Genomic DNA, 20,420 nt, shown 5'->3' on the forward strand with positions numbered 1-20,420 from the left:
CTCGACAACCAGGAGAAACAATGATCCAGCAGGAGTCGCGACTCAAGGTCGCCGACAACACCGGTGCAAAGGAAATCCTCTGCATCCGTGTTCTCGGTGGCTCGGGTCGGCGCTACGCCGGCATCGGCGACGTCATCGTCGCGACCGTCAAGGACGCGATCCCCGGTGGCAATGTGAAGAAGGGTGACGTCGTCAAGGCCGTCATCGTGCGCACCGTCAAGGAGCGTCGCCGTCCCGACGGTTCGTACATTCGCTTCGACGAGAACGCCGCCGTCATTCTGAAGAACGACGGCGAGCCCCGCGGCACCCGCATCTTCGGCCCCGTGGGCCGCGAGCTGCGCGAGAAGAAGTTCATGAAGATCATCTCGCTCGCCCCGGAGGTGCTGTGATGGCCAAGAACCCGTCGGTCAACATCAAGAAGGGCGACACCGTCAAGGTGATCGCTGGCAAGGACAAGGGTGCCGAAGGCAAGGTCATCCAGGTGCTCCGTGAGGAGCAGCGGGTGATCGTCGAGGGCGTCAACCGTGTCAAGAAGCACACCAAGGTCGTGAACCAGGGCGGTCGCGCCGGCAACACCGGTGGCATCATCACCGCTGAGGCCCCGATCCACGTCTCGAACGTCATGCTCGTCGAGGGCGACGCCGTGACCCGTATCGGCTTCCGCCGCGACGAGGTCACCAAGCGCCGTCCGGACGGCTCGACGTACACCGCTCAGCGCAGCGTCCGCATCTCGCGCAAGACCGGCAAGGAAATCTGATGACCGAGATCCAGACGAACGCGATGCCGCGTCTGAAGGTGAAGTACCGCGAGGAGATCCTCCCGGCGCTTCAGTCCGACTTCGAGATCAAGAACGTCATGCAGGTGCCCGGCCTGGTCAAGATCGTGGTCAACATGGGTGTCGGCGAGGCTGCTCGCGACTCGAAGCTGATCGAGGGTGCGGTCAAGGACCTCACCGCGATCACCGGCCAGAAGCCGCTGGTGACCAAGGCCCGCAAGTCGATCGCCCAGTTCAAGCTGCGTGAGGGTATGCCGATCGGCGCCCACACCACGCTGCGTGGCGACCGCATGTGGGAGTTCCTGGACCGCCTGCTGTCCCTCGCGCTGCCCCGGATCCGCGACTTCCGCGGTCTCTCCCCGAAGCAGTTCGACGGTCGCGGCAACTACACCTTCGGTCTCACCGAGCAGGTCATGTTCCACGAGATCAACCAGGACAAGATCGACCGCTCGCGTGGCATGGACATCACCATCGTCACCACGGCCACCAACGACGACGAGGGTCGCGCCCTGCTGAAGAAGCTCGGCTTCCCGTTCAAGGAGAACTGACATGGCGAAGACCGCTCTCAAGGTCAAGGCCGCCCGCAAGCCCAAGTTCGCGGTGCGTGGCTACACCCGCTGCCAGCGTTGTGGCCGGCCGAAGGCCGTCTACCGCAAGTTCGGGCTCTGCCGCATCTGCCTGCGGGAAATGGCGCACCGGGGCGAGCTGCCCGGCGTGACCAAGTCCTCCTGGTGACCATTCCTCACTTCACACACAAGTCGCTGCAGGTCGCATCTGAGGTGCAGATGCGAAACCACGGTGGAGAAAGGGCCTCACGGCCATGACGATGACTGACCCGATCGCAGACATGCTCACGCGTCTGCGCAATGCCAACCAGGCGTACCACGACTCGGTGTCCATGCCCTACAGCAAGCTCAAGCAGGGCGTTGCGGACATCCTCAAGCAGGAGGGCTACATCACCTCCTACGACGTCGTGGACGCTCCCGAGGGCGAGGTCGGCAAGACGCTGACCATCACCCTCAAGTACGGCCGCAGCCGCGAGCGTTCCATCGCTGGCGTGCGCCGCATCAGCAAGCCCGGTCTGCGGGTCTACGCCAAGCACACGGGTCTCCCGAAGGTGCTCGGCGGCCTGGGTGTCGCGATCATCTCGACCAGCCAGGGCCTGCTGACCGACCGACAGGCCAACCAGAAGGGCGTGGGTGGGGAAGTCCTCGCCTACGTCTGGTGACGACGAGACCGTAAGGAGAGAAGACAGCATGTCGCGTATTGGCAAGCTCCCCGTCCCGGTCCCGTCCGGTGTGGATGTTTCGGTCGACGGCGCAGTCGTGACGGTCAAGGGCCCCAAGGGGACCCTGACCCACACGGTGGCGGCCCCGATCACCGTCGAGAAGGGTGATGGCGTCCTGGACGTCAAGCGCCCCGACGACGAGCGCACGAGCAAGGCCCTCCACGGCCTGACTCGCACGCTGGTCAACAACATGGTCGTCGGTGTCACCGACGGCTACGAGAAGCGGCTGGAGATCGTGGGCGTGGGTTACCGCGTCCTCCCGAAGACTCCGACCCAGGTGGAGTTCCAGCTCGGGTACTCCCACCCGATCATCTTCGACGCGCCGGAGGGCATCACCTTCGCCGTCGACGGCCCCACCAAGTTCGGCGTCCAGGGCATCGACAAGCAGCTCGTCGGTGAGGTCGCCGCCAACATCCGCAAGCTCCGCAAGCCCGAGCCGTACAAGGGCAAGGGTGTCCGGTACGCCGGCGAGAACGTCCGCCGCAAGGTCGGAAAGGCTGGTAAGTGATGGCGATCTCGCTTTCGAACAACAAGCACACCGCGTCGCGCGTCAAGTCGCGTCTGCGTCGGCAGGCCCGGGGTCGCAAGAAGATCCAGGGCACCGCCGAGCGTCCCCGCCTGGTCGTCACCCGTTCGGCCAAGCACATGTCCGCTCAGGTTGTCGACGACCTCGTCGGCAAGACCCTCGTCTCGGCGTCCACGCTCGAGGCGGACCTGCGGGCCTTCGACGGCGACAAGACCGCGAAGGCGAAGAAGGTCGGCGAGCTCGTTGCCGAGCGCGCCAAGGCGGCCGGAGTCGACGGCGTGGTCTTCGACCGTGCCGGCAACAAGTACCACGGCCGCATCGCGGCCCTGGCCGACGGCGCCCGCGAGGGCGGCCTGACCTTCTGATCGCAAGAGCTGCAAGAGAGAGAAGAGGAACAGTCTCATGAGCGGAGCCCAGCGCGGACAGCGCGGTGGCGAGCGCCGAGGCAATCGCGACGATCGTCGCGGCGGCCAGGCTGCTGACAAGACCGCCTACATCGAGCGCGTCGTTGCGATCAACCGTGTCGCCAAGGTCGTGAAGGGTGGTCGTCGCTTCAGCTTCACCGCCCTCGTGGTCGTCGGTGACGGCGACGGTCTGGTCGGCGTCGGCTACGGCAAGGCCAAGGAAGTCCCGGCAGCGATCGCCAAGGGCGTCGAGGAGGCGAAGAAGGCTTTCTTCCGCGTCCCTCGCGTCCAGGGCACCATCCCGCACCCGGTGCAGGGCGAGAAGGCGGCTGGCGTCGTCATGCTGCGTCCTGCCGCCCCTGGTACCGGTGTTATCGCCGGTGGCCCGGTGCGTGCGGTGCTGGAGTGCGCCGGCATCCACGACATCCTGAGCAAGTCGCTCGGGTCGTCGAACCAGATCAACATCGTCCACGCGACCGTCGAGGCGCTGCGGATGCTGGAGGAGCCCGAGGCCGTTGCGGCCCGTCGTGGTCTTCCGGTCGAGTCCGTGGCCCCGGCCGCCCTGCTCAAGGCTCGCGCCGAGGGCATCGCGACGGCAGGGGGTGTCTCCTGATGGCCCAGCTGAAGGTCCAGCAGAACCGCGGCCTCGTCGGTCTGAAGAAGAACCAGCGCGAGACCCTGCGCACGCTCGGTCTCAAGCGGATCGGCGACGTGGTCGTCAAGGAAGACCGCCCGGAGATCCGCGGCATGGTCAACACGGTCCGTCACCTGGTGACGGTCGAGGAGGTGGACTGACATGACGCTCAAGCTGCACCACCTGCGTCCGGCCCCCGGAGCCAAGACCGCCAAGACCCGCGTGGGTCGTGGTGAGGCCTCCAAGGGCAAGACCTCGGGCCGCGGTACCAAGGGCACCAAGGCTCGCTACCAGGTTCCGGTCGCCTTCGAGGGTGGCCAGATGCCGATCCACATGCGGCTCCCCAAGCTGAAGGGGTTCAAGAACCCCTTCAAGGTGGAGTTCCAGGTCGTCAACCTCGACAAGCTCAACGAGCTCTTCCCCGAGGGTGGCACCGTCACCGTCGAGGACCTCGTCGCGCGTGGCGCGGTCCGCAAGGGCCAGCCTGTCAAGGTGCTCGGCCAGGGCGAGATCTCGGTGAAGGTCGACGTGAGCGCTCAGGCGTTCTCCGCGTCCGCCAAGTCGAAGATCGAGTCTGCCGGCGGGACCACCTCGCTCGTCTGACACGTTGTCGCACACCAGGGCGCGGTCGGGCTGCTCTCAGCAGCCGGGCCGCGCCCTGTGCGTTCCGTCACCTCCGGTTCGTCCACCAAGAGCGCCGTCAACCGTTTGACTGTGCACGCTCCCTGTTAGGCTTCGCGGGGCTTCTCGCCGGTAGCGCAGGGGCCCTGATCTTTTGCTGAGGAAAGAGGATCGTCTCGTGCTAGGCGCGTTCGCCAACGCTTTCCGGACACCGGACCTGCGGCGCAAGCTGCTGTTCGTCCTGGGGGTCGTCGTGATCTTCCGGGCCGGTTCCCAGATCCCCGCACCGGGTGTCCACGTCGCCAACGTGCAGACGTGCATCAACCAGGTCGAGGACAGCAGCCTCTACAGCCTGATCAACCTCTTCTCCGGCGGAGCACTGCTCCAGCTGACGATTTTCGCGCTGGGCATCATGCCCTACATCACCGCCAGCATCATCCTGCAGCTGCTCGTCGTGGTCATCCCGCGGCTCGAAGCGCTGAAGAAGGAGGGCCAGGCGGGCCAGACGAAGATCACGCAGTACACCCGCTACCTCACCCTCGGCCTCGCGGTCCTCCAGGCGACCGGCATCGTGGCGCTCGCCCGGTCCAAGAACCTGTTGCAGGGCTGCACGCTGCCGCTGCTGCACAGCGACGCGACGACGACCTTCCTGGTCCTGGTCATCACCATGACCGCCGGCACCGCGGTGATCATGTGGCTCGGCGAGCTCATCACCGACCGCGGCATCGGCAACGGCATGTCGATCCTGATCTTCTGCCAGGTCGTCGCGACCTTCCCGGCCGCGCTCTGGCAGGTCGGCAAGAGCCAGGGCTGGTGGGTCTTCGGCGTTGTCCTCGCGGTCGGACTGGTCATCATGGCCGCGGTCATCTTCATCGAGCAGGCGCAGCGCCGCATCCCGGTGCAGTACGCCCGCCGGATGGTGGGCCGCAAGATGTTCGGCGGCAGCTCGACCTACATCCCGCTCAAGGTCAACCAGGCCGGCATCATCCCGGTCATCTTCGCCTCCTCGCTGCTGTACCTGCCCGCGATGGCGGTGCAGTTCAACCAGAACAGCGACGCCGGCTGGGTCAGCTTCCTCGGCGACTACTTCGTCGACGGCGGCCACCCGCTCTACATGGCGACGTTCTTCCTCCTCATCGTCTTCTTCACCTACTTCTACGTGTCGATCACCTTCAACCCGCACGAGGTGGCCGACAACATGAAGAAGTACGGCGGCTTCATCCCCGGGATCCGGGCCGGGAAGCCGACCGAGGACTACCTGTCCTACGTCCTGTCCCGCATCACACTGCCGGGCGCGCTCTATCTCGGGATCATCTCCCTGATCCCGTTGATCGCGCTGGTTCTCATCGACGCGAACCAGAACTTCCCCTTCGGCGGCACGTCCATCCTCATCATGGTCGGCGTCGCCCTCGACACGGTGAAGCAGATCGAGAGCCAGCTCCAGCAGCGCAACTACGAAGGATTCCTGCGCTGAAATGCGACTGATCATCATGGGCCCGCCCGGAGCCGGTAAGGGCACTCAGGCCACCTACATCGCCGAGCACTTCGGCATCCCCGCGATCTCGACCGGCGACATCTTCCGGCGCAACGTCTCCGAGGGCACCCCCCTCGGCATCGAGGCCAAGCGCTACATGGACGCCGGCGAGTACGTCCCGGACGAGGTCACCAACCTCATGGTCCGCAACCGCATCGACGAGGACGACGCCCAGCCGGGCTTCCTGCTCGACGGCTACCCGCGCACGCTCGCCCAGGTCGAGGAGCTCGACGGGATGATCCTGCACACCGGCCACGAGCTCGACGCGGTCGCGGTGCTCACCGTGGACCAGGACGAGATCGTCAGCCGCCTGCTCCAGCGCGCGCAGGTCGAGGGGCGTGCCGACGACACCGAGGACGTCATTCGTCGTCGCCAGGAGGTCTACGCCGAGCAGACCGAGCCGCTGATCGAGGTCTACCGCGCACGCGGCATCCTGCGTGAGGTCGACGGGATGGGCGAGGTCGCCGACGTCACGCGTCGTCTCTTCGCCGCCCTCGACGAGATCAAGCAGAGCTGAACGGGACACTCTGAGCGATGGGCTTTCTCGACAGGGGTCTGGAGATCAAGACCCCCGAGCAGATCGACGCGATGCGTCGGGCCGGCCTGGTGGTCGGCCGGACCCTGGAGCTGTTGCGCTCCTCGGTCCGGGCCGGCGTGAGCACCGCCGAGCTCGACGCGATCGCGGAGGACAGCATCCGCAGCGCGGGCGCCACCCCGTCGTTCCTGGGCTACCACGGGTTCCCGGCATCGATCTGTGCCTCGGTCAACGACGAGGTGGTCCACGGCATCCCCGGGTCCCGGGTGCTCGCCGAGGGTGACGTCATCTCCATCGACTGCGGCGCCATCGTCGACGGCTGGCACGGCGACGCAGCGATCACCGTCGCCGTGGGGGAGGTCCCCGCCGAGGTCATCGAGCTGATGCGGGTGACCGAGGAGGCCATGTGGCGCGGCATCGCCGCCGCACGGCTGGGGGGCCGGGTCACCGACATCTCCCACGCCATCGAGACCCACGTGCGCAGCCAGGGCAGCTACGGCATCCTCGAGGACTACGTCGGCCACGGCATCGGCTCGCAGATGCACCTGCCGCCGAACGTGCCCAACTTCGGGCGCGCCGGTCGCGGACCCAAGCTGGTCCGCGGCCTCGCGCTCGCGGTGGAGCCGATGATCACCCTCGGCACCAAGGACACCGACGTGCTCGAGGACGACTGGACGGTCGTCACCACCGACGGCGCCTGGGCCGCGCACTTCGAGCACACCTTCACCCTGACCCCGGAGGGGGCCTGGGTGCTCACCGCCCTCGATGGCGGGCGTGCCGCGCTGGCCGAGCTCGGCGTGCCGTACGGCGGGCGGGACTGAGGCGCTCGCGGAATAGCGCGAGGCGCCGGCGGGTTGTCCGGGGGTGAGTGCTCCCCGTCTGACCCTGTCCGTGCTCGACCTGGTGCCCGTTCGCGGTGAGCAGTCCTCCGCCGACGCGGTCGCCGCGAGCGTCGCGCTCGCCCGCACCGCCGACGACCTCGGCTACCACCGTTACTGGGTGGCCGAGCACCACAACATGCCCGCGGTGGCGGCGACCAACCCGCCGGTGCTGATCGGCGTGATCGCCGGCGCCACCGAGCGCATCCGGGTGGGCTCCGGCGGCGTGATGCTGCCCAACCACGCCCCGCTGGTGATCGCCGAGCAGTTCGCCCTGCTCGAGGCGGCGTACCCCGGGCGCATCGACCTGGGCATCGGCCGCGCGCCGGGCACCGACCCGGTCACCTCCTGGGCGCTGCGGCACGGCGCCGGGGGAGTGAGTGACGAGGCGGTCTCCCGTTTCCCCGAGTACGTCGACAACGTGCTCGCGATGATGGACACCTCCGGGGTCGGGCTCTCGGTGCAGGGCCGGACCCACGTGCTGCACGCGACGCCGGCCGCGACCTCGGTCCCGACCATCTGGCTGCTCGGGTCCTCGGACTACTCCGCCCGGCTGGCGGCGGAGAAGGGCCTGCCCTACGTCTTCGCCCACCACTTCGCCGGCACCGGCACCGCCCAGGCGCTCGAGCTCTACCGCTCGACGTTCCGGCCCTCGCCCGAGCTCGACGCGCCGCGCACCTTCCTGACCGTGAACGCCTCGGTCGCTGAGACGGCGGAGGAGGCCTACCGGCTCGCACTGCCGCAGCTGCAGATGATGCTCTCGCTGCGCACCGGTGCGCCGCTGTCGGCCCAGGTCAGCGTCGAGGAGGCCGAGAAGGTCGTGCTCCCGGAGTCCCACCAGCACCTGCTCGACGCGATGGCCGCCCGCTGGGTGATCGACGAGCCCGAGGCGGCCCGCCGCCGGCTCGCCGAGCTCGCCGCCGAGCACGGCGTCGACGAGGTGATGGTGAACCCGGTGGCCGCCGCGCACGAGGGCACCGCACCCGCGAGCGCCCCGGCCCGCGAGACCACCCTGCGCCTGCTCGCCGGCTGACGCCGGGAGAGTGCCCGGGCACGGATTCGTCTTTCGTCCCGGGCTTTGACTAGACTGGCGTGTCGGCCCAACGTGGGTCTGCTGTCTGGTGCCTCGTGGCTGCCCGTTCAGCGTCACATCGCTCCTCGTGAGCGGTGCGGCCTGTCCGGCTAGAGGTTCCAGGAGCGGCCACACGAGGTCCACCCGCGACATCCGTCGGGGGAGGTTCCCGGGCCACCCGGAGGCGGTCCCATGGCCGTCGCCGGTGCACAGAGCGGTAGACACCAGCACTACAGATTGTGGAGGACATGCCGAAGAAAGAAGGCGTGATCGAGATCGAGGGCACCGTCGTGGAGGCCCTGCCGAATGCCATGTTCCGCGTCGAGCTGAGCAATGGCCACAAGGTTCTCGCCCACATCAGCGGGAAGATGCGTCAGCACTACATCCGGATCCTCCCCGAGGACCGCGTCGTGGTGGAGCTCTCCCCGTACGACCTCACGCGAGGTCGCATCGTCTACCGGTACAAGTGAGCCTCGTCCACTGATCGTGGCGGGCTCACTGTGCGAACCAGCGCAGCCGATACCGGAAAGGACCTCAGATGAAGGTCAAGCCCAGCGTCAAGGCCATCTGTGACAAGTGCAAGGTGATCCGTCGCCACGGCCGAGTCATGGTGATCTGCGAGAACCCGCGTCACAAGCAGCGGCAGGGCTGAGGGTTCACCCCTCTCGCACCACCGGCACCACCCCACAACTGAACATCACTACGTGACCGCTACGCGGCCGGACCGGATCCTCAGGTCAGCCGTCAGCCACCTCCGGAGCAGTGGGCCGGAGCCCCGTCGACGAGGGCGGGGGCGCGGCACGACCAGAAACCTCTGCGAACAACCGAAGGGACAACGCCAGACATGGCACGCCTCGTTGGTGTGGACCTCCCGCGTGACAAGCGCATCGAGATCGCACTCACCTACATCTACGGCATCGGCCGTACCTCTGCTCAGAACCTCCTGGCCGAGACGGGTGTCAACCCGAACCTCCGCGTCCACGAGCTGGGCGACGAAGAGCTGGTCAAGCTCCGCGACGCCATCGAAGCCAACCACAAGATCGAGGGTGACCTCCGTCGCGAGGTCCAGGCCGACATCCGTCGCAAGATCGAGATCGGCAGCTACCAGGGTCGCCGCCACCGCATGGGCCTTCCCGTCCGTGGCCAGCGCACCAAGACCAACGCTCGTACCCGCAAGGGCCCGAAGCGCACGGTTGCCGGCAAGAAGAAGGCCAAGTGACGTTCCGCCTCACGGCGAACCACTGATCTTCAGCACACCCAGACCAGCTACTTCCAGGAGATTCTGAATGCCTCCCAAGAGCCGCACCGCGGCTGGCGCCAAGAAGGTGCGCCGCAAGGAGAAGAAGAACGTCGCTCAGGGCGAAGCCCACATCAAGAGCACGTTCAACAACACCATCGTGACCATCACCGACCCCACCGGTGCGGTCATCTCGTGGGCCTCTGCCGGCACCGTCGGCTTCAAGGGCTCGCGCAAGTCCACCCCGTTCGCCGCACAGATGGCAGCCGAGGCTGCTGGTCGTCGGGCGATGGAGCACGGGATGAAGAAGATCGACGTCTTCGTGAAGGGCCCGGGTTCGGGCCGCGAGACGGCGATCCGTTCGCTGGGTGCCATCGGCCTCGAGGTCGGCACCATCCAGGACGTCACCCCCACGCCCCACAACGGATGCCGGCCGCCCAAGCGCCGTCGCGTCTGAGCCCCGACACCACACGACCAGCAGAGACTTAAGGAGTCATTGAGTTATGGCCCGTTACACCGGCCCCATGACCAAGAAGTCGCGCCGTCTCGGTGTCGACCTCGTTGGTGGCGACCAGGCGTTCGAGCGTCGTCCCTACGCGCCCGGCCAGCACGGCCGCGCGCGCATCAAGGAGAGCGAGTACCGCTCGCAGCTGCAGGAGAAGCAGAAGGCCCGCTTCACCTACGGCGTCCTTGAGAAGCAGTTCCACAACTACTACGTCGAGGCTTCGCGTCGCTCGGGCAAGACCGGCGACAACCTGCTCCAGCTGCTGGAGTGCCGCCTCGACAACGTGGTCTACCGTGCCGGGTTCGCCCGCACCCGCCGCCACGCCCGTCAGCTCGTCGTGCACGGCCACTTCCTGGTCAACGGCAAGAAGGTCGACATCCCGTCCTACCAGGTGTCGCAGTACGACGTGATCGACGTGCGCGAGAAGTCCCTCGAGATGACCCCGTTCATCGTGGCTCGCGAGACCCACGGCGAGCGCGTGGTGCCCGCGTGGCTCGAGGCGATCCCGTCTCGCATGCGGGTGCTGGTGCACCAGCTTCCCGTCCGGGCGCAGATCGACCTCCCGGTGCAGGAGCAGCTCATCGTCGAGTACTACTCGAAGAAGTAACTCCTCCACCCTTCCGTCACTCAGCACGTTCGGGCCCGTCAAATAGCGGGTGGGCCCGGAAAGGACACCACCAGTGCTTATCGCACAGCGCCCCACCCTGTCGGAAGAGACCGTCGACGAGTTCCGTTCGCGGTTCGTGATCGAGCCGCTGGAGCCCGGCTTCGGCTACACCCTCGGCAACTCGCTGCGTCGTACCCTGCTGTCGTCGATCCCCGGTGCCTCGGTCACGAGCATCAAGGTCGACGGGGTGCTGCACGAGTTCTCCACCGTCGAGGGCGTCAAGGAGGATCTCACCGAGATCATCCTCAACCTCAAGGCCCTGGTCGTCTCCTCCGAGCACGACGAGCCGGTCACCATGTACCTGCGCAAGTCGGGCTCGGGCGACGTCACCGCGGCGGACATCACGCCGCCGGCCGGTGTCGAGGTCCACAACCCCGACCTCAAGATCGCCACGCTGTCCGACAAGGGCAAGCTGGAGATGGAGCTGGTCGTCGAGCGTGGCCGCGGCTACGTCTCCGCCGTCCAGAACAAGGGTGCCGACAACGAGATCGGCCGGATCCCGGTCGACTCGATCTACAGCCCCGTGCTGAAGGTGACCTACAAGGTCGAGGCCACGCGTGTCGAGCAGCGCACCGACTTCGACAAGCTGGTCATCGACGTGGAGACCAAGCCGTCGATCCGTCCCCGCGACGCGATCGCCTCGGCGGGCAAGACCCTGGTCGAGCTCTTCGGCCTGGCGCGTGAGCTGAACGTCGAGGCCGAGGGCATCGACATCGGTCCCTCGCCGGTCGACGAGCAGCTGGCCGCGGACCTCGCCCTCCCGGTCGAGGACCTCCAGCTGACCGTCCGCTCGTACAACTGCCTCAAGCGCGAGGGCATCCACACCGTGGGTGAGCTCATCAGCCGCTCGGAGCAGGACCTGCTCGACATCCGCAACTTCGGTGCGAAGTCGATCGACGAGGTCAAGGCCAAGCTGGTCGAGATGGGCCTGTCCCTCAAGGACAGCGCGCCCGGCTTCGACCCGCACGCCGCCCTCGCGGCGTACGGCGACGACGACGACGACACCTTCGTCGAGGACGAGCAGTACTGACCCACTGACCGGCGGCACCTGCTGCCGGCCTACTACCCCGGTACCTAGCACGGCCGGGGAGGAACGAGAGAGACATGCCGAAGCCCACCAAGGGCGCCCGCCTCGGCGGCAGCCCGGCGCACCAGCGCCTGATCCTGGCGAACCTGGCCACCCAGCTCTTCGAGCACGGCCGGATCACCACGACCGAGTCGCGGGCGCGTGCGCTGCGTCCGCACGCGGAGAAGCTGATCACCAAGGCGAAGAAGGGTGACATCCACAACCGTCGCGAGGTCCTCAAGACCATCCGCGACAAGGGTGTCGTGCACCACCTCTTCACCGAGATCGCGCCGACCTTCGCCGAGCGTCCGGGTGGCTACACCCGGATCACGAAGATCAACCCCCGCAAGGGCGACAACGCCCCCATGGCGGTCATCGAGCTCGTGACCGAGGCGTACACCCCGTCGGCCCCCAAGACGACCAAGGCTGCTCCGGCCGCCCCGGTCGCCGAGGAGACCCCGGCCGAGGAGACCACCGTCGAGGAGACCCCCGCTGCTGCGGAGGAGACCCCCGCCGAGGTCACCGAGGACGCTCCGGCTGCCGAGGACGACACCAAGGCCTGAGCACCGCTCATGCCGCGCACCGGCCCGCTGCCCCTTCGGGGGTGGCGGGCCGGTGTCGTTGTGCGGGGTGGCTAGCGCGGCAGCGGTCGCGGGGCGCGGGGCATGCGGCGGGCGCCGAGGTCGGCGCGCTGGCCGGCCGCCCAGCCGTCGGCCTCGCCGGAGCCCGACAGCGTGCGGGCCCGCGCCGGGCGGGCCTGCGGGTAGGCGGTCTCCACCGCGCCGCGGACCAGCTCGCTGCGATCGGCGAGGACCAGGCTCGCCCCGCCGCTCGCGCCGTTCACCGGGCTCTCGGCGTCGGCCTCGCGGCGGGCGCGGTCCTCGGCCTCCTCCAAGCGCCGGCCGATGGCCAGGCGGAAGCCGGCCAGCCACGAGCGCCGGAACGCCGCGGCGTGCTCGCCCGGCGGCACCGGGGTGCGGAGCAGCCCGGTCGCGGACTGCAGCAGCAGGCTGGTCCAGATGATCTCGGCGCGCTCCAGGTCGCTGCGGTGGCCGAAGACGTGCAGCGAGATCTCCTTGCCTCCGCGCAGGCGGCTGGTGCGCATCACGACCCGGCAGCGCAGGGCCGTCGCGACCGTCGCGAGCAGGTCGGCCTTGTCGGCGGCGTACGGCGCGTCGACACCGACGACCAGGTCTCCGACGGGGTCGGAGCCGGGCTCGCCGCGGGCGAGCAGCGCGGCGTCCACGCCGTAGGACGCGACCAGCGCGGCGGCCTTGGCGGTGTAGACCTCCGCCTCGTGCTCGGTGGCGGCCGGGTCCTCGGCCTTGGCCAGCAGCTTGCGGACCTTGGCCAGGATCGGGTGCTCCTCGCTCACGCGCCCCAACCGTCCTCGACCAGGCGCACGGCCTCGGCGCGAGTCAGCCCCAGGCGCCGGGCCTGCGCGACGTAGTGCCCGGCGGCCGCGCGTGCGGCGTCGGAGCCGGCGGCAGCGCCCGAGGCGACGAACGTGCCGCGGCGGCCCTCGGTGACGACGATGCCGTCGGTCTCGAGCTCGCGGTAGGCACGCGCGACGGTGTTGGCGGCGACGCCGAGCTCGGTGGCCAGCGCGCGCACGGTCGGGAGCCGGGTGCCGGCGGGCAGGTCGCCGGAGGCGGCGCGGGTGGCGACCTGGGTGCGCAGCTGCTCGTAGGGCGCGACGGAGGAGTCGGGGTCGAGCGGGTGGACCACAGGCAGGCTGGGCGGCATGGGGGCACCGTAGTCCGCGCCGCCCCCAGTGCAGGGAGGAGGGCGCGGGGCCTGTGGAGGCGGCATGGTAGTCAGGAGGCATGGAACCGGACGGTGATCTGCTGGTCGTGGGGGAGTCCCTGGTCGACGTGGTGGAGGGCGCCGACGGCGCCCGCCGCGAGCACGCCGGGGGGAGCGCGGCGAACGTCGCGGTCGCGCTGGCGCGCCTGGACCGCCCGGTGCGCCTGGCGACGGCGCTGGCCGACGACCGCAACGGCGCGATCGTGGCGACGTACCTCGGCCGCGACCGGGTGGCGCTGGCCACCGACCCCGAGACCATCGAGCGCACCGCGAGCGCGCGGGCGGTGCTCGGGGCCGACGGCGCCGCGCGCTACGAGTTCGACCTGGAGTGGGCGCTGTCGCCGGTGCCGGCCGAGCCGGTGCCGCTGGCGGTGCACGCCTGCTCGCTGGGCGCCGTGGTCGCGCCCGGCGCCGAGGAGGTGCTCGCGACGCTGCGCCGCTTCCGGGGCGAGGCCCTGCGCAGCTACGACGTCAATGCGCGCCCGGCGCTGACCGGGACCGGCCCGGACCTGGTCGCCGCGGTGGAGCGGGTGGTCGCCGAGGCCGACCTGGTCAAGGCCAGCGACGAGGACCTGGCCGCCGTCTACCCCGACCTCGACGAGGAGCGGGCGGTCGAGCGGCTGCTCGGTCTCGGCCCGGTCGCGGTCGTGGTGACCCGCGGCGCCGACGGCGCGACCTGGTACGCCGCGGGGCGCGGGCGCCCGGCCTCGGTCGCGGCGCCCACCGTGCAGGTGGCCGACACCATCGCGGCCGGCGACACGTTCTCCGCCGCGCTGCTCGACGCGCTGTGGGCGCGCGGCCTGGTGGGGCCCGGGGCGGCCGAGCGGATCGCCGCGCTGCCGCGCCGCACCCGCAGCAAGCTGCTCGCCCACGCGGTGCGCGCCGGGGCGCTCGCGACCACGCGGCCGGGCGCGGACCCGCCGTACCGCGCGGAGGTGGGGAGCGCCGGCTGACGCGGGCCGGTCCGGGCGCCGGGCGGTCGACCTGAGCGTGCGGACGGTCGGTGCGCCCTGAGAGGATGCTCCTCGTGCGGATCCGGATCGACCTCGCCTATGACGGCACCGACTTCCACGGCTGGGCGGCCCAGCCGGGGCTGCGCACCGTGCAGGGCGAGCTGACCGCGGCGCTCGAGACCTCGCTGCGCCTGCAGCAGGTGCGTGTGGTGTGCGCGGGGCGCACCGACACCGGCGTGCACGCCCGCGGGCAGGTGGCCCACCTCGACGTGCCCGACGACGTGCTGGCCGCCTCGGTGGGCCGATCGAAGGACCCCGCGCCTCTCGCGCTGGTGCGCCGCCTCAACGGCATCCTGCCGCCCGACGTCCGGGTGCGGCGGGTGCGGGAGGTCTCCGGTGCGTTCGACGCGCGGTTCTCCGCGCTGTGGCGCCGCTACGCCTACCGCGTCGCCGACCGGGTCGAGTCGCTCGACCCCCTGACCCGCCACCACGTCGTGGCCTGGTCGCGGCCCCTCGACGTCGAGCGGATGCGCGAGGCCTCCGCCCTGCTGGTCGGCCACCACGACTTCGCCTCGTTCTGCCGCCAGCGCGAGGGCGCGACGACGGTGCGGGTGCTCGAGCACTTCGACTGGGAGCGCCGCGACGACGGCGTGCTGGAGGCGACGGTGCGCGCCGACGCGTTCTGCCACAGCCAGGTGCGCGCGATGGTGGGCTGCGTGCTGGCCGTCGGTGAGGGACGACGCCCGGCGGCCTGGGCCACGGAGGTCCTGGCCGCGCGCCGGCGCCACCCCGCGGTGACGGTCGCGCACGCCCACGGGCTGACCCTGGAGGAGGTCGGCTACCCGGTCGACGACGAGCTGGCGGCGCGCGCCGAGATGACCCGCGCCCGACGAGAGGCGATCGACGCATGAGCGCCGACGACGAGCACTACTTCAGCGCCGACCCGACGGTCGCCTTCGCCCGCAAGCCGGTCCTCGCCGAGGTGTGGGGCCGCGAGCTGCGGCTGACCAGCGGCAGCGGCGTGTTCGCCCAGGGCCGTCTCGACATCGGCACCGCCGTGCTGTTCCGCGAGACCGCGCCGCCCGCGCCCGGGCGGATCCTCGACCTCGGCTGCGGCTACGGCGTCATCGGGCTCGCCGTCGCCGCGGTGGTCCCGGACGCCGTGGTCACCGCGGTCGACGTCAACGAGCGCGCGGTGCTGCTGGCCAACGAGAACGCCGCCGCCCTCGGGCTCACCGACCGTTACCGGGCGCTCACCCCGGACGCCGTCGAGCCGGACGCGACGTACGACGAGATCTGGTCGAACCCGCCCATCCGGATCGGCAAGGAGGCGCTGCACGCGCTGCTGCTGCGGTGGTTCCCCCGGCTCGCGCCGGACGGGCGCGCGGTGATGGTGGTCGGCAAGAACCTCGGCGGCGACTCGCTGCAGCGCTGGCTGGGCGAGCAGGGCTACCCGACGACCCGGCTGGCGAGCGCCAAGGGGTTCCGGGTGCTGGAGTCGCGGCGGGCCTGAGAGCTCAGTCCGCGACCCGTCCGTCGAGGAACATCTGCAGGCGGGTGAGGGTGCGCTCGGTGTCGTCGGGGTCGGCGGCGACGTGCCCGTTGACCGCGCGCGCCGCCCAGCCCAGGCGCAGCGCCGCGTCGGTGACCGCGACCAGGTCGGTCCCGGGGAGGGCCTCGGCCCAGGGGGCGAGGTAGGCGTCGCGGAACGGCGCGATGTCGACGGAGCCCTCGACGTCGTCGACGCCCCAGGCGACCTGGCCCTCCAGCGCCACCGAGAGCACGAAGAACGGGTGGGTGAGGCAGGCGTCGCCCCAGTCCAGCACCAGGTGCCGGCCCGTGCCGAGGAAGACCTGGCCGTCGTGGAGGTCGTCGTGGTTGAGCCCGGCGGGGACGCCGTGGCGCTCCAGGGTGGCGACCAGCTCCGCGACGTACGGTGTGGCGGAGCGGAAGCGTGCGGGTACGTCGAGGCGCCGGACCAGGTCGTCGTACCGCTCGACGAGGCGGGGCAGGCGGAGGTCCGGCACGCCGAGCGCGAGCATCTCCTCGACCGCGTCCAGGGTGCCGACCTGGATCCGGGCGACCGTCTCCAGCACGTCGTACCACCGGGTGAGGCTGCGCTCGACGGGGATCACCTCGCGCAGCCGGGTGCCGGCGTCGGCCATCAGCATCCAACCGCGCCCGGGGTCGGCGGCGAGCAGCGGCGGCACCCGGTCGGGGAAGCGGGCCGCCAGCAGCGCGACCAGGCCGGCCTCGTGGTGCAGGGAGGCGTCGTTGGCCTTGAACCACACCGGGCCCGCGCCGGTGGGGAAGCACAGCACCGTCGACCACGGCATGACGTGCGGTTGCTCGACGGGTCCGATGATGCTCAGCCGCCGCTCCGCGAGCCGCTCCTCCACCCACTCCCGCACGCTCGCCAGCCACCCCGCCTCGCGCCACCTCTCGACCGCCCAGCACCCTCACCATCCCGCCATCCTCGCCGAGTCGGCTCGTATGGCGCGGCGAGTCGGCGCCAATGGTGCGCTTCTCCCCAGGTTGCTGTGGAGAGCTCCGCCATTGGCGCCGACTCGCGCAACCATTGGCGCCGACTCGGCGAGGGGGGGGTTACTCGGGGATGCCGCTCTCCGGGGGAGTGTCGTCGGCCTGGCCGGAGGTGTCCTCGGTGATCTCGGCGTCGCCGATGTCGCTGACCAGGACCGGGGTGAGGGGCTTGCCGACGCCGCCCTGGAGCTCGACGACCTGCATCCCGGCGATCCCCATGTGGCTGTCCTCGGTGAACCGGAACGGTGCGAGCTGCGGGCCCTCGAGCTCCTGGCTGCCGCTCTCGAGCGCCTCGACGAGCCCCTCGCGGGTCAGGTCCTCACCGGCCTCCTGCAGCGCCTGCACGAACGCGTAGGCGTGCGACATGCCGTAGACGCGGTAGTTGGTGAGCTCGCCCTTCTCGCCGTGCTCGTCCCACACCTTCTGCCACAGCTGCACCCACGGGTCGTCGGGGGCGTCGACGCCGGGGATGTACTCGGTGGTGAGCACCCCGTCGAGCGCCGTGGTGCCGCCCTTCACCGAGCCCTCGGAGATCTGAGAGAGCAGCGCGCCGACCAGGGTGGGGTCGGAGCCGACGTTGGAGTAGAACCACTCCGGCTCATAGCCGAGCTGCAGCGCGACCAGCTGGCTCAGCGCGGTGTACGACGGGGTGTTGAACGACAGCACCAGGTCGGCCTTCGCGGCCTGCAGCGCCGCGATCTGCGGGCCCACGTCGGTGCCGCCGGAGGTGTAGCGCTGCACCTCGACGATCTGGTCGTCGAGGTAGCGGCGCACGCCCTGCTCGGCGTCCTCGCCGAAGTCGTCGTCTTGGAGGAAGAGCCCGACCCGGGCGTCGGGCATGTTCTCCGCGACGTACTGGCCGATGATCTTGCCCTCGATCTCGTAGTCGGGCTGCCAGCCGAAGGTCATCGGCCGGGCCTCGACGTCGTCACCCCACATCAGCGAGCCGGAGGAGACGAACAGGTCGGGCACCCCCTCGCCGTTGAGGAAGTCCACCACCGCGCTGTGGGTGGGGGTGCCGAGTCCGCCGACCATCGCGAAGATCTCGTCTTGGAGCACCAGCTCGTTGGTGACCTTGCTGGTGTTGGTGGGGTTGTAGCCGTCGTCCTTGACGATGTAGTCGATCTGGCGCCCGTGGACGCCGCCGTTGGCGTTGACGTAGTCGAAGTAGGCCTGCACCCCCGTCGGGATCTCGCTGTAGCCCGGGGCCGCGACCCCGGTGAGCGGGAAGTGCGCCCCGATCGTGATGGTGTCGGCGGTGACGCCGGTGTCGGAGGCGCCCCCGCCGCCCCCGCCGTCGTCGCCGTCGTCGTCGCGACCACCCGCGCCGCAACCGGTGAGGAGGAGCGCGGCGGAGAGGAGGCCGGCGAGCGCCGCCGGCCCGCGGTGGGGGATCCGGGTCCTTGTCCTGCGTGTCATGTGGCTGTTCCCTTCGAGGTGGTGGAGAGCGCCGCGCGCGTGCGGCGGCGTACGACGAGCAGGCGCAGGCTGCCGGCGAGCCCGGCCGGTGCGACCAGCACCACGCCGACCATCACCAGCCCGTAGACCAGCGGGGCCAGCTCCGCGGCCTGGATGTCGCTCAGGCCGGCGTCGGTGCCGAGGCCGGTGGCGACCTGCGGCAGGAAGGTGAGCAGCGCGGCACCGGCCAGTGCGCCGGTGAGGCTGCCCAGGCCGCCGAGGACCACGGCGGCGAGCAGGGTGAGGCTGAGGTTCAAGGTGAAGCTGCTCGGCGCGGCCAGCCGCACGCTCAGCGCGAGCACCGCCCCCGCCGCGCCGGCCGCCGCGGCGCTCACCACGAACGCCGAGACCCTGGCGCGGCCGAGGTCGATCCCGGCGAGCTGGGCGGCCACCTCGTCGTCGCGCACCGCCCGCCAGCGCCGCCCGACCCGGCTGCGCGAGAGGTTGGCGAGCAGCACGTAGGTCACCACGAGCGTCAGCCACCCGACCAGCGCGACGTACCCGCTGCGGGTGAGGTCCTGCCCGGTGAGGAAGTACGCCGCGTCGAGCACCCATCCGGGGATGTCCGGCAGCACGACCGGCAGGCCCTGCTCGCCGCCCAGGGTCTCCTTGAAGTACAGCGCGATGCCGGGGACCGCGACCGCCAGCGCCAGCGTCGCGCCGGCGAGGTAGGGGCCGTGCAGCCGGGCGGCCGCGACCCCGACGACGGCGCCGACCACGAGTGCGGCGACCGCGGCCGCGAGCAGCACCAGCGGGAGGGGCACCGAGGCGTCGAGGTCGGGCAGGAGCAGGGCCGCGGTGTAGGCGCCGACCGCCATCAGCGCCCCGTGGCCCAGCGAGACCTGGCCGTTGAGGCCGGTGAGCACGGTGAGCCCGCCGGCGGCGATGCCGAGGTAGGCCATCTCGGCGAGCTGGAAGCGGCGGAAGTCGCTGGCGCCCTGCAGCACCAGCACGACCACGACCAGTCCGAGGACGGCCAGCAGCAGGTGCCGGGTGAGGGGGGCGTCCGGCAGGGCCGGGGTGGGTGTGCGCATCAGACCTGCCTCGCCGTCGTCGTGGAGAAGAGCCCGCCGGGGCGCACCAGCAGCACCAGCACCAAGATCAGCAGCGCGGCCAGCGGCACCAGCTGGGAGGCGACGTACCCGCTGACGAAGCTGAGCGAGAGGCCGAGCACCAGGCCGCCGACCACGGAGCCGATCGGGCTGTCGAGGCCGCCGAGCACGGCGGCGACGAACCCGAAGACCACCACCGAGTCCATGAAGCCGGGGTGCACCAGGCTGCCGCTGGCGATCAGCACGCCGGCCAGCGAGCCCACGAGCGAGGCGAGCGCCCAGCCCAGGGTCAGCATCCGGCCGACGCGTACGCCGAGGAGGCGCGCGACCTCCTGGTTGAAGGCCGCCGCCCGCATCCGCAGGCCCAGGTCGGTGAAGCGGAACAGCGCCACCAGCAGCGCCATGGTGACCAGCACCGCGACGATCGTGAAGACCCCGGTGGGCGTCAGCGCGACGGTGCGGTCGCCGATCTCGAGCCCGCGGATCCCGAAGGGCGCGGGGAAGGAGCGGTAGCGGTTGCCGAACACCACCGCGGCCAGCGCGTGCAGCACGATGAACAGCCCCAGGGTCAAGATCACCGCGTTGATCTGGGCGCCGCCCTGCACCGGGCGCACGACCGCGCGCTCCAGCACCGCGCCGAGCACCAGCCCGGAGACCAGCGCGGCGACCAGCCCGAGCCACCAGGAGGCGCCGGACTCGATCACGACGAGGGCCACGAACGTGGTCACCATCGCCATCGGCGCCTGGGCGAAGTTGACCACCCGGGTGGAGCGCCAGACGAGCACCAGCGCGAGCGCGAACGCCGCGTAGACCATCCCGAGGGTCAGGCCCACGAGGGCGGTGTTGAGGAGCTGTTGCACGTGTTCTC

At 70.3% G+C, this 20,420-nt stretch carries 30 protein-coding genes; 24 read left to right on the forward strand and 6 right to left on the reverse strand.

All coding sequences use genetic code 11. From position 1 onward, the window contains the following. Positions 1–20 precede the first annotated feature (20 nt). The 21 genes from rplN (at position 21) to rplQ (ending at position 12,305) form a co-directional block, all read left to right on the forward strand. Positions 21–389 (forward strand): 50S ribosomal protein L14, encoded by a 369-nt coding sequence (rplN, locus tag GFH29_RS03705; protein WP_017932847.1) that lies wholly within the window; start codon positions 21–23, stop codon positions 387–389. Continuing rightward, positions 389–757 carry a 50S ribosomal protein L24 gene (gene rplX / locus GFH29_RS03710; RefSeq protein WP_153322102.1) on the forward strand — a complete coding sequence of 123 codons (369 nt, stop codon included), beginning with the start codon at positions 389–391 and terminating at the stop codon, positions 755–757. The genes rplN and rplX overlap by 1 nt, the downstream gene beginning before the upstream one ends. Then, complete coding sequence (gene rplE / locus GFH29_RS03715) at positions 757–1,323, forward strand: 50S ribosomal protein L5 (RefSeq protein WP_153322103.1); 567 nt, start codon at positions 757–759, stop codon at positions 1,321–1,323. The genes rplX and rplE overlap by 1 nt, the downstream gene beginning before the upstream one ends. Before the next feature lies 1 nt (position 1,324). Beyond that, positions 1,325–1,510, forward strand: a complete 186-nt coding sequence (locus tag GFH29_RS03720; RefSeq protein ID WP_011757321.1) for a type Z 30S ribosomal protein S14 — start codon at positions 1,325–1,327, stop codon at positions 1,508–1,510. An 85-nt stretch (positions 1,511–1,595) separates the two neighbouring features. Then, complete coding sequence (rpsH, locus tag GFH29_RS03725) at positions 1,596–2,003, forward strand: 30S ribosomal protein S8 (protein ID WP_153322104.1); 408 nt, start codon at positions 1,596–1,598, stop codon at positions 2,001–2,003. 28 nt (positions 2,004–2,031) lie between these two features. Next, positions 2,032–2,571: a 50S ribosomal protein L6 gene (gene rplF, locus GFH29_RS03730; RefSeq protein WP_153322105.1), complete on the forward strand. Its 540-nt coding sequence runs from the start codon at positions 2,032–2,034 to the stop codon at positions 2,569–2,571. After that, a complete protein-coding gene (rplR, locus tag GFH29_RS03735) occupies positions 2,571–2,954 on the forward strand; it encodes a 50S ribosomal protein L18 (RefSeq protein ID WP_153322106.1) in 384 nt (127 codons plus the stop codon). The genes rplF and rplR overlap by 1 nt, the downstream gene beginning before the upstream one ends. Positions 2,955–2,991: 37 nt before the next feature. Continuing rightward, entirely contained in the window at positions 2,992–3,606 is a 615-nt protein-coding gene (gene rpsE / locus GFH29_RS03740; protein WP_153322107.1) for a 30S ribosomal protein S5, read from the forward strand. Continuing rightward, positions 3,606–3,788 (forward strand): 50S ribosomal protein L30, encoded by a 183-nt coding sequence (rpmD, locus tag GFH29_RS03745; protein ID WP_122818641.1) that lies wholly within the window; start codon positions 3,606–3,608, stop codon positions 3,786–3,788. Before rpsE ends, rpmD begins: the two co-directional genes overlap by 1 nt. A 1-nt stretch (position 3,789) precedes the next feature. Next, on the forward strand, positions 3,790–4,230 hold the full coding sequence (gene rplO, locus GFH29_RS03750; RefSeq protein WP_153322108.1) for a 50S ribosomal protein L15: 441 nt from the start codon (positions 3,790–3,792) through the stop codon (positions 4,228–4,230). A gap of 196 nt (positions 4,231–4,426) precedes the next feature. After that, a complete protein-coding gene (secY, locus tag GFH29_RS03755; protein WP_153322109.1) occupies positions 4,427–5,722 on the forward strand; it encodes a preprotein translocase subunit SecY in 1,296 nt (431 codons plus the stop codon). Between the two features lies 1 nt (position 5,723). Continuing rightward, a complete protein-coding gene (locus tag GFH29_RS03760) occupies positions 5,724–6,299 on the forward strand; it encodes an adenylate kinase (protein WP_153322110.1) in 576 nt (191 codons plus the stop codon). Between the two features lie 17 nt (positions 6,300–6,316). Beyond that, a complete protein-coding gene (gene map / locus GFH29_RS03765) occupies positions 6,317–7,138 on the forward strand; it encodes a type I methionyl aminopeptidase (RefSeq protein WP_153322111.1) in 822 nt (273 codons plus the stop codon). Between the two features lie 43 nt (positions 7,139–7,181). After that, complete coding sequence (locus GFH29_RS03770; protein ID WP_228387747.1) at positions 7,182–8,228, forward strand: LLM class flavin-dependent oxidoreductase; 1,047 nt, start codon at positions 7,182–7,184, stop codon at positions 8,226–8,228. 287 nt (positions 8,229–8,515) lie between these two features. Next, positions 8,516–8,737, forward strand: coding sequence for a translation initiation factor IF-1 (gene infA, locus GFH29_RS03775; RefSeq protein WP_011757309.1), 222 nt, complete (start codon positions 8,516–8,518; stop codon positions 8,735–8,737). Positions 8,738–8,805: 68 nt separating this feature from the next. Further along, positions 8,806–8,919 (forward strand): 50S ribosomal protein L36, encoded by a 114-nt coding sequence (gene rpmJ / locus GFH29_RS03780; RefSeq protein WP_028644817.1) that lies wholly within the window; start codon positions 8,806–8,808, stop codon positions 8,917–8,919. A 192-nt stretch (positions 8,920–9,111) separates the two neighbouring features. Further along, positions 9,112–9,486 (forward strand): 30S ribosomal protein S13, encoded by a 375-nt coding sequence (rpsM, locus tag GFH29_RS03785; RefSeq protein WP_153322112.1) that lies wholly within the window; start codon positions 9,112–9,114, stop codon positions 9,484–9,486. A gap of 67 nt (positions 9,487–9,553) precedes the next feature. Next, entirely contained in the window at positions 9,554–9,961 is a 408-nt protein-coding gene (rpsK, locus tag GFH29_RS03790; RefSeq protein WP_090849777.1) for a 30S ribosomal protein S11, read from the forward strand. A gap of 46 nt (positions 9,962–10,007) precedes the next feature. Then, on the forward strand, positions 10,008–10,616 hold the full coding sequence (gene rpsD, locus GFH29_RS03795) for a 30S ribosomal protein S4 (protein ID WP_153322113.1): 609 nt from the start codon (positions 10,008–10,010) through the stop codon (positions 10,614–10,616). 73 nt (positions 10,617–10,689) lie between these two features. Then, a complete protein-coding gene (locus GFH29_RS03800; protein WP_153322114.1) occupies positions 10,690–11,706 on the forward strand; it encodes a DNA-directed RNA polymerase subunit alpha in 1,017 nt (338 codons plus the stop codon). 74 nt (positions 11,707–11,780) lie between these two features. Beyond that, a complete protein-coding gene (rplQ, locus tag GFH29_RS03805; RefSeq protein ID WP_153322115.1) occupies positions 11,781–12,305 on the forward strand; it encodes a 50S ribosomal protein L17 in 525 nt (174 codons plus the stop codon). A gap of 71 nt (positions 12,306–12,376) precedes the next feature. Here the strand turns inward: rplQ and GFH29_RS03810 are convergent, their stop codons facing one another. Continuing rightward, complete coding sequence (locus tag GFH29_RS03810; RefSeq protein ID WP_228387748.1) at positions 12,377–13,117, reverse strand: DUF2786 domain-containing protein; 741 nt, start codon at positions 13,115–13,117, stop codon at positions 12,377–12,379. After that, entirely contained in the window at positions 13,114–13,488 is a 375-nt protein-coding gene (locus GFH29_RS03815; protein ID WP_153322116.1) for a GntR family transcriptional regulator, read from the reverse strand. The genes GFH29_RS03810 and GFH29_RS03815 overlap by 4 nt, the downstream gene beginning before the upstream one ends. A gap of 80 nt (positions 13,489–13,568) precedes the next feature. Here GFH29_RS03815 and GFH29_RS03820 point away from each other — a divergent pair, with 80 nt between their 5' ends. From GFH29_RS03820 to GFH29_RS03830, 3 genes are all read left to right on the forward strand, one after another. Further along, a complete protein-coding gene (locus GFH29_RS03820) occupies positions 13,569–14,501 on the forward strand; it encodes a PfkB family carbohydrate kinase (RefSeq protein WP_153322117.1) in 933 nt (310 codons plus the stop codon). Positions 14,502–14,575: 74 nt separating this feature from the next. Further along, on the forward strand, positions 14,576–15,412 hold the full coding sequence (truA, locus tag GFH29_RS03825; protein ID WP_228387749.1) for a tRNA pseudouridine(38-40) synthase TruA: 837 nt from the start codon (positions 14,576–14,578) through the stop codon (positions 15,410–15,412). Then, positions 15,409–16,014, forward strand: a complete 606-nt coding sequence (locus tag GFH29_RS03830) for a class I SAM-dependent methyltransferase (protein WP_153322118.1) — start codon at positions 15,409–15,411, stop codon at positions 16,012–16,014. The genes truA and GFH29_RS03830 overlap by 4 nt, the downstream gene beginning before the upstream one ends. 4 nt (positions 16,015–16,018) lie before the next feature. Here GFH29_RS03830 and GFH29_RS03835 read toward each other — a convergent pair whose 3' ends face one another. The 4 genes from GFH29_RS03835 to GFH29_RS03850 form a co-directional block, all read right to left on the reverse strand. After that, positions 16,019–16,912 carry a phosphotransferase gene (locus GFH29_RS03835; protein ID WP_153322119.1) on the reverse strand — a complete coding sequence of 298 codons (894 nt, stop codon included), beginning with the start codon at positions 16,910–16,912 and terminating at the stop codon, positions 16,019–16,021. A 193-nt stretch (positions 16,913–17,105) separates the two neighbouring features. Further along, on the reverse strand, positions 17,106–18,461 hold the full coding sequence (locus tag GFH29_RS03840) for an ABC transporter substrate-binding protein (RefSeq protein ID WP_153322120.1): 1,356 nt from the start codon (positions 18,459–18,461) through the stop codon (positions 17,106–17,108). Continuing rightward, positions 18,458–19,534: a branched-chain amino acid ABC transporter permease gene (locus GFH29_RS03845; protein ID WP_153322121.1), complete on the reverse strand. Its 1,077-nt coding sequence runs from the start codon at positions 19,532–19,534 to the stop codon at positions 18,458–18,460. The genes GFH29_RS03840 and GFH29_RS03845 overlap by 4 nt, the downstream gene beginning before the upstream one ends. Further along, positions 19,534–20,412, reverse strand: coding sequence for a branched-chain amino acid ABC transporter permease (locus GFH29_RS03850; protein WP_153322122.1), 879 nt, complete (start codon positions 20,410–20,412; stop codon positions 19,534–19,536). Before GFH29_RS03850 ends, GFH29_RS03845 begins: the two co-directional genes overlap by 1 nt. Positions 20,413–20,420: the final 8 nt, after the last annotated feature.

The sequence above is a fragment of the Nocardioides sp. dk884 genome (genome assembly GCF_009557055.1).
Taxonomy (GTDB): Bacteria; Actinomycetota; Actinomycetes; order Propionibacteriales; family Nocardioidaceae; genus Nocardioides.

Bases quoted from the DNA above. Each gene is read 5' to 3' on its own strand.
- rpsH (WP_153322104.1), top strand. From the start codon at position 1,596: ATGACGATGACTGACCCGATCGCAGACATGCTCACGCGTCTGCGCAAT.
- GFH29_RS03815 (WP_153322116.1), bottom strand. From the start codon at position 13,488: ATGCCGCCCAGCCTGCCTGTGGTCCACCCGCTCGACCCCGACTCCTCC.
- rplF (WP_153322105.1), top strand. From the start codon at position 2,032: ATGTCGCGTATTGGCAAGCTCCCCGTCCCGGTCCCGTCCGGTGTGGAT.
- GFH29_RS03830 (WP_153322118.1), top strand. From the start codon at position 15,409: ATGAGCGCCGACGACGAGCACTACTTCAGCGCCGACCCGACGGTCGCC.
- rpsE (WP_153322107.1), top strand. From the start codon at position 2,992: ATGAGCGGAGCCCAGCGCGGACAGCGCGGTGGCGAGCGCCGAGGCAAT.
- infA (WP_011757309.1), top strand. From the start codon at position 8,516: ATGCCGAAGAAAGAAGGCGTGATCGAGATCGAGGGCACCGTCGTGGAG.
- rpmJ (WP_028644817.1), top strand. From the start codon at position 8,806: ATGAAGGTCAAGCCCAGCGTCAAGGCCATCTGTGACAAGTGCAAGGTG.
- rplX (WP_153322102.1), top strand. From the start codon at position 389: ATGGCCAAGAACCCGTCGGTCAACATCAAGAAGGGCGACACCGTCAAG.
- map (WP_153322111.1), top strand. From the start codon at position 6,317: ATGGGCTTTCTCGACAGGGGTCTGGAGATCAAGACCCCCGAGCAGATC.
- GFH29_RS03820 (WP_153322117.1), top strand. From the start codon at position 13,569: ATGGAACCGGACGGTGATCTGCTGGTCGTGGGGGAGTCCCTGGTCGAC.
- rplN (WP_017932847.1), top strand. From the start codon at position 21: ATGATCCAGCAGGAGTCGCGACTCAAGGTCGCCGACAACACCGGTGCA.
- GFH29_RS03720 (WP_011757321.1), top strand. From the start codon at position 1,325: ATGGCGAAGACCGCTCTCAAGGTCAAGGCCGCCCGCAAGCCCAAGTTC.
- rpsD (WP_153322113.1), top strand. From the start codon at position 10,008: ATGGCCCGTTACACCGGCCCCATGACCAAGAAGTCGCGCCGTCTCGGT.
- rplQ (WP_153322115.1), top strand. From the start codon at position 11,781: ATGCCGAAGCCCACCAAGGGCGCCCGCCTCGGCGGCAGCCCGGCGCAC.
- rplR (WP_153322106.1), top strand. From the start codon at position 2,571: ATGGCGATCTCGCTTTCGAACAACAAGCACACCGCGTCGCGCGTCAAG.
- rpmD (WP_122818641.1), top strand. From the start codon at position 3,606: ATGGCCCAGCTGAAGGTCCAGCAGAACCGCGGCCTCGTCGGTCTGAAG.
- rpsM (WP_153322112.1), top strand. From the start codon at position 9,112: ATGGCACGCCTCGTTGGTGTGGACCTCCCGCGTGACAAGCGCATCGAG.
- rpsK (WP_090849777.1), top strand. From the start codon at position 9,554: ATGCCTCCCAAGAGCCGCACCGCGGCTGGCGCCAAGAAGGTGCGCCGC.
- GFH29_RS03760 (WP_153322110.1), top strand. From the start codon at position 5,724: ATGCGACTGATCATCATGGGCCCGCCCGGAGCCGGTAAGGGCACTCAG.
- rplE (WP_153322103.1), top strand. From the start codon at position 757: ATGACCGAGATCCAGACGAACGCGATGCCGCGTCTGAAGGTGAAGTAC.
- GFH29_RS03845 (WP_153322121.1), bottom strand. From the start codon at position 19,534: ATGCGCACACCCACCCCGGCCCTGCCGGACGCCCCCCTCACCCGGCAC.
- rplO (WP_153322108.1), top strand. From the start codon at position 3,790: ATGACGCTCAAGCTGCACCACCTGCGTCCGGCCCCCGGAGCCAAGACC.
- GFH29_RS03840 (WP_153322120.1), bottom strand. From the start codon at position 18,461: ATGACACGCAGGACAAGGACCCGGATCCCCCACCGCGGGCCGGCGGCG.